Source organism: Alteromonas macleodii (assembly GCF_903772925.1).
In the GTDB taxonomy this organism is placed as follows: Bacteria; Pseudomonadota; Gammaproteobacteria; order Enterobacterales; family Alteromonadaceae; genus Alteromonas; species Alteromonas macleodii_A.
The window spans coordinates 3,572,328-3,583,578 of record NZ_LR812090.1; the positions used below are offsets into that span (position 1 = coordinate 3,572,328).

Consider the following 11,251-nt stretch of genomic DNA (forward strand, 5'->3'; position numbering starts at 1 on the left):
AAAAGCTGATAGCCCCGTTAAGAGCCATCAGCGAGGGGGAGTGTCAACGTCGACTAGAAATCATAACGCAAACGCAAAGACACACGGCGCGGTAATATAGGGCGACCTACAAAATAAGATTCACCTGCCGTTTGACTATTACCCAGACGAGGAGACCCTTCAGTAATACCATCTGAATCGAATAGATTCCACACAGCAATACTTGCACGAAGTTGCTCACCTTGGCCTAGTGCCCATGTATAGCCTGTGTCTAAGCGAAATACGTGAAAATCGTCTAACTCAACAGAATTTGCGTCATTAGTGAAGTTTTTACCGTGGTAGTTGTGGTAAAAAGAAATATCCCAGTCGTCTAACGTGTAGCGCAAAGCAGAGTTAAACATCACATTCGGCTTTCTTCTTAACTCGTTACCAATCACAGAAGGATCTGAATCGTACTCAGTAAATTCATGATCAGTGTAGGTAAAGTTAGCGTCAAAAATTAAGTCATCGGTGATGTTGTAACTACCAACAATTTCAACACCATAAGCTTCTGTCGACTGAAAAACGGGCACTTCAACTGCTACGCCATTTTCATCGTTAACGAAGTCAACAGAACGTCTATCCTCAAGATCTGTTTTGAACAATGCTACAGTACCGATAAAATCATCCAGGAAGAATTTAGTACCTATTTCAGCCTGCTTAACAATTTCGCTTTCATAACTTCCAGGTTGACCGTTCGGGTCAAATGCAACGCCGCGTAGTTCAGGGAAGAAAAATCCTCTAGAATAGTTAGCATATACGTTAACGTTATCAGTAAGCTTATAGAGTGCTGCTATTGAGAAGGCTAATTCTGAGTTATCTACCTTACCGTGAGTTAACGCGCCGTTTCCTGTAACGTTTAGCTGCAAGTCTTCGTAAAGCGCAGGGTCGTCATTCACGACAACGGTTTGACTGCCTTCTCGTGTAATTGTGCCGTCTATCTCTTCCCAGCGTAAACCAACGTCAATGATCCAGTCGTCACTTTGCATTTGATCAGCAATGTAAAAAGCATTTCTTCGAGCAGAGATAGTAGTATCAGAGAAACTGATACCCGGGCCTGTTACGCCGTTTTGACTGACTATTACGCTATTATTGTCTGCATCGGTAATCGATAAATCGACTAGACGTGCTTGGTTATTAAACTCGCCTAGATAGCGCGTGATAACGTTATTATCTTCAGCTTCACTACTTGAGAAAAACGTACCTACCGTAATGCTGTGAGAAAAGTCACCAATATCAAGGTACTTAACAATATTAAGTTCAGATGAGAAATCTGTAGCGGGTCTATCTCTATCTAGAATACGGTTTGCAAATAATAAGTCGCCTTCTGGAAGAGCGACATCGGTGCCAGCATAGGTAAATGCCGCACTGCCTAGCTCATCAAGCCCGCGGTTTGCTAAATATTCACTTTGTGTTTCCGGCACATTGATGATGCCGTCACCGTCTAGGAATAAGTTGAACTGATGGTCGTAACTAGCATATTTTGCACGGGCAAGAACGCTATAATCGTTACCTAAATCTTTTGAGAACTCCATTGAAATAGAGCCTCCTTTTGTTGCTACACCTTCTTCGATAGGCGTACGATAGCGTCCATCTGCAGTCTCGTAAGACAATCCAGAAGCATAAAACGTTTGCGTAGACTCGACTTCTCTGCCGTCATTTCCTGCAACACGCTCACGGCTTTGGGCATCTAGCGGGATGGGTAGAAAAAACTGTACTTCATCGTTTATCGCTTGCCCGTAAATAGTGAAGTAGCCACTGCCATCATCAAATTCTTTATGGATGTTGCCGCGAACCTGGTAGCCTTCAGTAGGCAACCCCGTATCAATAGGACCTTCATCATAACGATAAAAACCAGACATAGCGTAATACATGCCTTTTTCGTTTAGAGGACCACTTGTCGCGAAATCTAAACGCTTGCGATTGTTGTCAGACAGTTCTAGTTGAACTGTACTCTCCGAAAGTTCGGACCCTTTCTTAGAAAGGTAGTTAATAACTCCTGCAACAGAACCTTGACCAAATAGGTTGGATACACCACCGCGTACAAACTCAACTCGCTCAATACCTAAATCGTTTCTAAAGTACACATCGTATGCAGATGAGTTCAGACCAAACGCACTCAAAGTGGGTGAGCCATCATAAAGTAAAGGCGTAAATTGAAACTGTCCTGATGACGGCAAACCTCGTACCTGCAAGTTAGTTGCAACTTCACCGCCGCCGCCTTCTACTTTTATCCCTGGCACATATCGAAGTACATCGGCTTGACTGCTCATTGATAGTTTCGCTACTTCTTGCGCGCCCATAGATGTAGTTGATTGCGGTGTCTCTGCTACCAAGCGAGCACGACTGGTGCCCGTAACAACGATTTGTTCATAATCTTTCTCAGCTTTTGCGCCTTGATCACTATCAGTTTCTGCGGCGTCCTGAGCGATTGCATTTCCAGCTAATAATGACGAAATCGTCGTTGCAAGAAGTAACTTTTTCACTGTGTATCTCCAACCGTTTGTAATTTTATTGAGTGCTGTAGTAGGGCTTAACACACTGCCGAACATGGCACCTTCCGATTAACTTCCCATTTACAATAAAACACAAAATTATTACTATCAACCCAAAATGGGTTTTATTTTTAAATTTTTGTGTAATAATTGCCAAATCAAAAACTCATACTGGGTAATAACCAATGACAAATATAGATAAACGTGATGAGCAACTCATTGAGGAAGCGAAAGCAACGCTAATTAAGAACGACCTTGGAGGCTATACGGTGCCTACGCACGGGTTGTATCCTTTTCAGTGGAATTGGGACTCAGCTATAGTAGCGTTAGGTTGGCTTCCCTTTGACGAGCCTAGAGCTTGGGAAGAAACAACGTCATTACTCAGTGCACAATGGAAGTCAGGAATGGTGCCTCATGTTGTTTTTCATAAACACTCTGATACCTATTTTCCTGGCCCGGACATTTGGGGTGTAAAAAACACGCCTGATAGTACATCTATAACGCAACCCCCTGTCCTAGCTACCGTAATCAAATTACTTTTTGAAGAAACTAAAGACCGTGAACTAGCAGAAGACCAAATTAAGTCGGTGGTTCCACAGCTTATTGATTACCACTTGTGGTGGTACAAACAACGAGATCCGGAAAATACTGGTTTAGTAGTAAGCTATCACCCCTGGGAATCAGGAATGGACAACAGCCCCGCGTGGGATGCCGCTTTAGAGGCAGTGCCCTGTGTTGACTGGGAATATACGCGTCGCGACACAAGTCATATTGATGCCTCTGAGCGCCCACACAAAAAAGAATATGATCGCTTCTTATACCTTGTCGACTTTTTCCGCAAGATGAATTTTGACGATACATTAATTTATCAAGACTGCCCTTATCGCGTAAATGATGTAAGCATCATCTCGATTCTGCACCGCGCAACGAAAGATTTGCTCTCTATATGTGAAAAGATAGGCGTGAGTAACGAAAAAACGGCTTATCTTGAGAAAAGACTCAACCTAACTGAAGGTGCAATTAACAAGCTTTGGTGCGCCGAAACTAATATGTTTCATAGTTTTGACACCCGAAGCAATTCAATGTGTAAAGCACGCACATCTGCCGGACTATTGCCGTTTTTCGCAGGTCTTGTTGGCGAGCATCAAACTGACTTACTAATTAATGAGTTAGATAAGTGGCTTAAGCATAGCGAATACGCTATTTCATCGACCCACCCCGAAGATCCTAACTACGAGCCTCAACGCTACTGGCGCGGCCCTATCTGGATTCATATAAATTGGATGATAGTGTTAGGCTTAGAAGAGTATGGTTTCTCGCAACAAGCGCAGCGAATCACAGAAGGTAGTCGTGCTTGTATTTATACAAGCGGGTTCAACGAATCGTTCCATGCAGAAACTGGCGCGCGCAGTGGCGGAGCTGATTTTTCTTGGACTGCGGCTATGGCGCTGTACTGGCTTTTACCTAACACAGTGAAAAAAGGTTAAGGAGTTATATCATGCTTTCTGAACCCAATTTTTCGTCCAAAGAATTTTTAAATTCACACATAAAAAGCATACTGGCATTTTATGAGCCAAATGTTGACGCCCCGTCGGGTGGTTTTCACCAAAACTTTATGGATGATGGCAGTGTTTATGACAAACAAACTCGCCACTTGGTAAGCTCAACCCGATTTGTATTTAATTATGCAAGAGCTTACTTAGCCTATGGCGATAGCGAACATAAGAAACGCGTCGAATCTGGCATTCAGTTTTTACGCGACCATCATTTGCAAAAAGACACAAAGGGATATGCATGGACGCTCTCTGTTGATGAAATGGAAAGCACAATTACTGATGCTACCAACCATTGTTACGGTTTAGCGTTTGTCATCTTAGCCTATAGCTGGGCACTTCGCGCTGGGGTAAAAGAGGCGGAGCAGTATATCCACGATACATTTTCTCTCATGGAAAGGCACTTCTGGGATAGCGAATTCGGATTATACAGAGACGAATTTAATGCTGATTTTTCACAATGCAGTGACTATCGTGGGCAAAATGCAAACATGCATAGCTGCGAGGCGCTAATTGCAGCTTACGAAGCAACCAGTCATAAACCGTTTCTTACACGCGCTTTAGAACTCGCTAAAAACATCACTATTCGACAGGCGAATAAAGCTGATGGCCGAATTTGGGAGCACTATACGAAGACGTGGGAAGTAGATTGGGATTACAACAAAGATGATCCTAAAAACCTATTTCGTCCATGGGGTTTTCAACCAGGCCATCATACTGAGTGGTCAAAGCTTTTGTTACAAATTCACCAATATGAACCACAAGATTGGTTAATTGAACGCGCCCGCTCGTTATTTGACTCCGTAATTGAGTTAAGCTGGGACGACACAAACGGTGGTTTATACTACGGCTTTGCACCAGACAATAGTATCTGTGATGACGAAAAATACTTTTGGGTTCAAGCTGAATCTTTTGCCTGTGCTGCGCGCTTAGCCCTCGCTACTGGTAACGAGGAATATTGGCAGTGGTATGACAGGATTTGGGGTTATTCGTGGAAACACATGGTTGACCACCAATTCGGCGCCTGGTTCAGGATTTTGTCTGCGAATAACGATAAGCTTGAAGAAACCAAAAGCCCCGTAGGTAAAACAGACTACCATACTATGGGCGCCTGCTACGACGTAATGGATGCATTAAGCTTTTACCAAAGCTAACCGAAACAGAGCTATTAGAAGTGCCGCTTAACTTTGATGCGGCACTTCTTATTTCAATTTAAACTTTAACAACATAAACCCATTTACATCCAAGACCTTCTGGTAGATTCCACTTCAAACAGTACACTATCTGCTAGTTTATCGACGTATCCCTCTGGTAAAAACGGTACCGTCACCGCTCCTGAAGCCAGCACAAATTTTATCGTGGCAAGCTTATTACGCTTCATAAACACGCTTTGCTTAATAATCACTTGCTGTACTTTATAAGGTTCGAAACACTGATAGTCGACACCTATTCGACCTTTTCTTATGTAAACGTACTTATTATCGTAGGCTATCCCCCATCGCCACCACCTGAGTGTCAGCAAAAGCGCTACAGAGATAAAAGTAGTAACTGCACCAATCATAATGTCTAAATGGGAAGTGACGGCTCCCAATGTGAAAAAAGCAACAACTGGCAACGTCCAAACGGCAAGTAACCAAAAGCTAATAAACCGCTTACTGATAGTTTGATAACTTTGGCCTCTAAGGTCACATCCCGCCATTACTTCTTGGCTAAGTTCGAAGGCTTCATTTTCAGTGACCGATGGCACAATGAGTTTATTTGGCGACATCAATTCTTGCATTTGCTGCCCAGCCGTAGAGTTTTGCTCAAAATACAAATTGACCCGCTTTAGTATTTTATCAAGCCAATCTTGCTTCGCCGTAATCATTTGAATGCGTGATGCTCGCATGCTGACTTCCAGCTTATTAAGCAAGCCGCTTCGACGAATATAGCGGTCTCCCGCTCTGGAAAGCGTGTAGCCATAGAACGTAAAAAGAGCGCCGCCTACGCTAAGTAGCGCCACTAACGCCATAAGCATCATTAGGATAACGAAGGCATACAGTCCAAATTGCCACCAGGCTACCGTTTGCTCACCAACCAGCTGATTAAGCTGCAAGCCCTTATCGGCTAACCACTCTGACACAACCCCAAACACATCATCATAAAAAGGCGCGGCTGCACCCAGTATGATCCACACGCGATTGTTAGTGATGCCGTGAATAATAATGTCTTTAACAGACCGGCGATTTAATACTTCTTCAGTTGTATGGGCGTTACTTGCAGCTTTATTACTCGTGCTTCGTATGCGTGAAGTCGAACTTCCGTCAGCCAATTCACTATCAGAAAGGTCCTCACCGGCTAGCTCATCTATATCGCCAACGTCGTGATGAGCTTTTTCATACAACACCTGTTTTTTTAGCGCTTCAGCATAGTCTTCCGGCACGGCCACTATCTTAGCTTCTTCTTTACCGCTTCCCGCCGTATCAAGAACCACCAACGCATATCCAAACGGGCGATAATAAAAAGGACGTTCTATTTTTACGTTTTGAATGCGCCACAAAGGTAAGTTGGTATAGCGGCGCTGAAACACGCCATGATGAATCTCAACGTGTTGGTTGTGCACGCGAAATTTGTACATTAGAAAGCTTATTACACCGCTGCCACTCGTAGATAAGAAAAGGATACCGGCACCGATGAGCACTTCAGGCGACAGCAGGTTATCCCAAATATTAAACGATATGGCTAAGGCGGGAATGGTGTAAATAAGTACTTGTGCCGAGGCAGTAAAATTACGAACGGTAAAATACAGAATAGAAATAAGAGAGAGGCGCTGCCACTCTCCGCCAGTCTCAACTTTTAGCTGTGGTTCTGTAATACCCGCTTCATGAGTTTGATGCGACACATCCACATTAACTTTGGCCTCACAGTCTCCTGCTCTAGCAACATCTGGCGTCTGGCTTGAAAACGATTCAGGCGCGGTCATTAGCGAGCACCAATATCTTTGTGAGCAAGTATAAATTCACGTAACTGCTCAGCCCTCTCAATACTTAGCCCGGGTATTTCAAAGGTATGCATTTCTCCGCCGGCCGAAAACACCTGAAGAGAAGCAAGACCCGCCCATCTATCGAACGGCCCGCGGTTAACTTCAACGTGCTGAACACGCAATATAGGCTGACACGAAAGCTTTCTAAAAATTAGCCCTGACTGTTTGCTGATGTCTTGCTCTCGAATCGCATAAAATATGCGGACATCAGCAAAGAAGTGGTACAGCGCCCATACGGAGCCTAAAGCGACGATACCTGCAACCACATACGGGTAAGCTTGCAACAGTCCTTCAGGCAGTGACCAGAAGCTTTGGAATCGTAGTACGGTGGCAATACTTATTAGCACCAAGGCTATCAATGCAATTGAGAAAATATTTAGCGCTCGGTACTTTTTAGAAATAGGAAGTAATGCGAGCGTTTGAAGTGAGGGAATTTCCTCAACACTCAGCTGGTTATTTGAAAATACGGTCTCTTGTTGTGCGCTTATTGTCATCACATTAATTCCTTTTACCACTATATAAATAAGATAAGCCTGCCGCGTTTAAAGCGCAATTTGACTACTTGGCAACACCGCACCCAATGTTTACTCTACCGCAGTTTTTATAACAAAAAAGAGGGCAAGCCCTCTTTTTTGTTAAACATTAGAAGGCGCATAGCGCAAACTAGTCATCAACCTGCTGCTCGTTTAACCAATCATGCAGCGCTTTCATATCGTGCTGAACCGCCATTTGCAGTTCTTCAACCCAATCGTGCACGTTCTCCCACCAAGTTGGATGATCACCTTGTTGGATTTGATTAGCGATACGCTGTACGCGAGCTAAGCCAACAGAGCCAGCTGCACCTTTAATTTTGTGGGCCTGTGAGCACACTTCAGACTTTTCATCGGCACTTAAGCTAAGCTGCAGTATTTCCATGTATTCAGGCATTTTTTCTTGGAATACTTTAACGCTAGCGCGCACCATTTCATCCCCTATGGTATCAACTAACATCTGTAACAAGTCCATATCTAAAATGTTACTTAATATTTTATTAGGTTCAGGGCGCTCTACTTCGCCGTCTACCTCTAACGGGGCAGGTGGCGCATGGAACAGCTCGTTGAACACTTCAATAACCCGAGACTTCTTAATTGGCTTCGCAATTACATCGTCCATCCCGTTTTCTAAGTATTCATCGCGTTTTTTAATCACGTTTGCCGTTAGCGCCACAATAGGCGTCTGCATGACCAAGTCTTCTTCAATCAAGGTACTTGCCACGTCGAACCCTGTCATATCAGGCAGCTGAATATCTAACAAAATTAGGTCGTACTGCGTCTCTCGAGCTTTATCGATAGCTTCTTGCCCTGTCATCGCCACATCGACTTTCTGTCCAAGCTTTTCAAGCAAGGCTTTGGCGACCATTACGTTCAATTCAATATCTTCTACTAACAAGATATTAAGCCCTGTCACTTGAAGCTGAGCAACCTTCATTGGACTATTAGAGATTTGAACCGGCAGCACAATTTCAAAGCGAGTGCCTTTACCTACGTTACTAGTTACGTGAATTTCACCTTTCATCAAATCGACCATTTGCTTACAAATAGCCAAACCGATACCTGTGCCTGTCGCCGACTGATGATCGGGGTGATCAACCTGGTAATACATAGCAAAAATCTTATCGATTTCACTTTCAGGAATACCCACACCGGTATCTTCAATGATAAAGGTAACGTAAGCTTTATCACCATCAGGTTTAGTTGATGATACTGATAAACTCACGTGCCCCTTTTGTGTGAACTTCACTGCGTTGAATAAGATATTCCACAAAATTTGGCGAAGACGGGTACCGTCAATTTCCACTAAACGCGGTAGTGGCTCATTAATAGTCGTCTTCAGTTCAAGCTGTTTATCTGCTGCTAGCAGGCGAATAATACTGCTTAATTCTTCTGTGAAATCTTTTAGCGAAATCGTTTTAAGGCTTAGCTCTAGTTTATCTCTGTCTAATTTGTCGAGGTCTATAATATCGTTGAAGATGTTACCTAATGTAATAGCACTAGCGTAAATCGTACTAACCCAGCTAAATTGCTCATCGCTTAGCTCGGTATCACGTAGCATGCGGCTTAAGCCTACAATACCGTTTAATGGGGTACGAAGTTCATGACTGATGGTCGCTATAAAGCGCGTCTTATCTGTGCTTGCTTTCGCTGCAGCATTTTCAGCTTGTTTACGCTCTGTCATATCTCGACCGAATGACAGCAGACCCAAACGATTACCTTCTTTGTCGAAGAAAGGCACGCGTTTCATTTCGAAGTAACGACGACGTCCGTCAGCAAAGCGAAGCCACAGTTCTTCTGTAATACTCGCATTGGTTTCCAATACTTCGTGATCGCTTGCTACAATTTGGCGGGCTAGCTCTTCTTCGTATACATCTTTTGGTGTCAACCCAAGCAGCTCTTGCTCGGTTTTGCCCGTCATTAACTCGGCAATGCGGTTGCAGCCCGCAAACCTACCCTCTTCATTGCGGTAGTAAATTAAGTCGGGCGACGCATCAATAATAGAGCGTAATAGCGTAGATAAACGACGCGCTTGGGCCTCTTGCTCAGATTTATCCTGAATTTCTTTCTCTAAATCTTTGAAAAGCGCTTCCCGCTCTTCTTGTGCCTGTTTACGTTGCTCAATTTCGTGGTTGAGTTGACGAATATTGCTCTGTAGCTCTCGGTTAAGAAATACATCTTCTTCACGTAAGCTCTCTAATTGGCTAACGACTTCTTTTAAGTTAGTACGGGAATTCTCTAGCTGCTTTATTAACTCACTAAAGAAATAGAGCACCCAAGGGGCCGATAACATGGTAAGAATAACAGCGCTTATAAAATCATCTGGCTGTACTTGGCTACCCATACTAACGCGTATCACATAGGAACCGCCTAGCGTGAACACGAGCGAAAGAACAACAAACAAAATACTGAGTTTGAGAGTGCCAAAACGCTGAACAAATTGAGCAAAGCGAATTGCCCAAGAATCGTTTGGTGAATCTGAATGCATGTACGTCTAATCTAGTCTTATTTTGCCTGTATCCTATCAGGCTTTAATCACTTCGGGAATGCGGTTTGTTGTAGCAAAGTGAAGACACCACTTTACATTCACGATTTAAACGGCGACTTTTCCGTAACTTCGTGGATAAACGCAGTGTTAACCCATCCCACTTTAGTAAAAGATACTTTCGCCCATTCGCCCTGCTTCTCAAGTACTTTTAATATTTCTCCTTTATTTAAACCATTATCAAGAGTGGGAAATGAAGTACCAGGCCCTTTTCTAACATTAAGAACATTTGCACTTACATTCGCAATTTTCTTTATAGGGCTAGTTATATCACGTCGAAATTGGTCGTGGGCTTCACGCTGCGAACTAGTGTCTTTTGAGTCGGTTACCCACTCGTTAGTGTTTGGGAGTAGTACGAGTTCTTTAAACTTTTGCAATGGAAAAGCAGGGCCGGGATCTACTTTGCGCGAAGGAGAAATCTCTTCATGCCCTACAATGGTAGAAATCTGGTAGTGCTCACACAGTGCTTTACACAAAGCGAGGGTTCGCGCAATTTGAATCTCAGAATACTTGTGCCAATAGCCAGTGGCATGCTGGTTTTCCCTTTTGGCTTCGAATACTTCGCTTTTTTCGAACACTTTGCCAAACCAACTCTCATAAGTGCCATCGCTTCTTTCTTTAAGCTGGCCTGCATTATCTAGTTCAATACCTATTGAATATTGGTTTAATCCACTACGCCCTTGGAAGTGGCTCTCGCCTGCGTGCCATGCAATCTTATTGGTTGGCAGCATTTGTACGATATTACCATTGCGTCCCACGGCGAAATGAGCAGACACGCCGCTATCTGGCCTGGTTAATACATTAACTGACGACGCTAGACTACTGCCTGCGGTGAAGTGTATGACGATAGTGTCAGGAAAGCCCTGCTTAAAAAGCCCTGAGGTATTGGGTGAAGGCGTAAAACTCACGCCTTCGCCGGTTATTATATGGTCGTTAATAATAAAGGTGCTGTTGGGGCTTGCCTGTAATGCTGTCATTCGATAGTCCTCACTGACTTGGTAGCATGTGCTTTCAGTGAATTTTTATTCTCTAACTAACGCTAATGCGCTCGTGAAAATTACACGAATGTCCTATCAAGTGAGGCACAA

Annotated in this window: 7 protein-coding genes; 2 read left to right on the forward strand and 5 right to left on the reverse strand. The window is 43.7% G+C overall.

Annotated elements, in window-relative coordinates; translation table 11 throughout:
- Positions 1 to 53: 53 nt before the first annotated feature.
- Positions 54 to 2,504 carry a TonB-dependent receptor gene (locus tag PCAR9_RS15385; protein ID WP_232091228.1) on the reverse strand — a complete coding sequence of 817 codons (2,451 nt, stop codon included), beginning with the start codon at positions 2,502 to 2,504 and terminating at the stop codon, positions 54 to 56.
- Positions 2,505 to 2,698: 194 nt separating this feature from the next.
- Between PCAR9_RS15385 and PCAR9_RS15390 the strand changes: the two genes are divergently transcribed.
- Complete coding sequence (locus tag PCAR9_RS15390) at positions 2,699 to 4,000, forward strand: MGH1-like glycoside hydrolase domain-containing protein (protein WP_179984370.1); 1,302 nt, start codon at positions 2,699 to 2,701, stop codon at positions 3,998 to 4,000.
- An 11-nt stretch (positions 4,001 to 4,011) separates the two neighbouring features.
- A complete protein-coding gene (locus tag PCAR9_RS15395) occupies positions 4,012 to 5,220 on the forward strand; it encodes an AGE family epimerase/isomerase (RefSeq protein ID WP_179984371.1) in 1,209 nt (402 codons plus the stop codon).
- Between the two features lie 83 nt (positions 5,221 to 5,303).
- On the opposite strand, the gene PCAR9_RS15400 is transcribed toward PCAR9_RS15395, so the two are convergent.
- From PCAR9_RS15400 to PCAR9_RS15415, 4 genes are all read right to left on the reverse strand, one after another.
- Positions 5,304 to 7,028 carry a PH domain-containing protein gene (locus tag PCAR9_RS15400; RefSeq protein ID WP_179984372.1) on the reverse strand — a complete coding sequence of 575 codons (1,725 nt, stop codon included), beginning with the start codon at positions 7,026 to 7,028 and terminating at the stop codon, positions 5,304 to 5,306.
- Positions 7,028 to 7,582 (reverse strand): PH domain-containing protein, encoded by a 555-nt coding sequence (locus PCAR9_RS15405; protein WP_179985255.1) that lies wholly within the window; start codon positions 7,580 to 7,582, stop codon positions 7,028 to 7,030. The genes PCAR9_RS15400 and PCAR9_RS15405 overlap by 1 nt, the downstream gene beginning before the upstream one ends.
- A 169-nt stretch (positions 7,583 to 7,751) precedes the next feature.
- Entirely contained in the window at positions 7,752 to 10,106 is a 2,355-nt protein-coding gene (arcB, locus tag PCAR9_RS15410) for an aerobic respiration two-component sensor histidine kinase ArcB (RefSeq protein WP_179984373.1), read from the reverse strand.
- A 98-nt stretch (positions 10,107 to 10,204) separates the two neighbouring features.
- Positions 10,205 to 11,140 (reverse strand): N-acetylmuramoyl-L-alanine amidase, encoded by a 936-nt coding sequence (locus PCAR9_RS15415; protein WP_179984374.1) that lies wholly within the window; start codon positions 11,138 to 11,140, stop codon positions 10,205 to 10,207.
- Between the last annotated feature and the right edge of the window lie 111 nt (positions 11,141 to 11,251).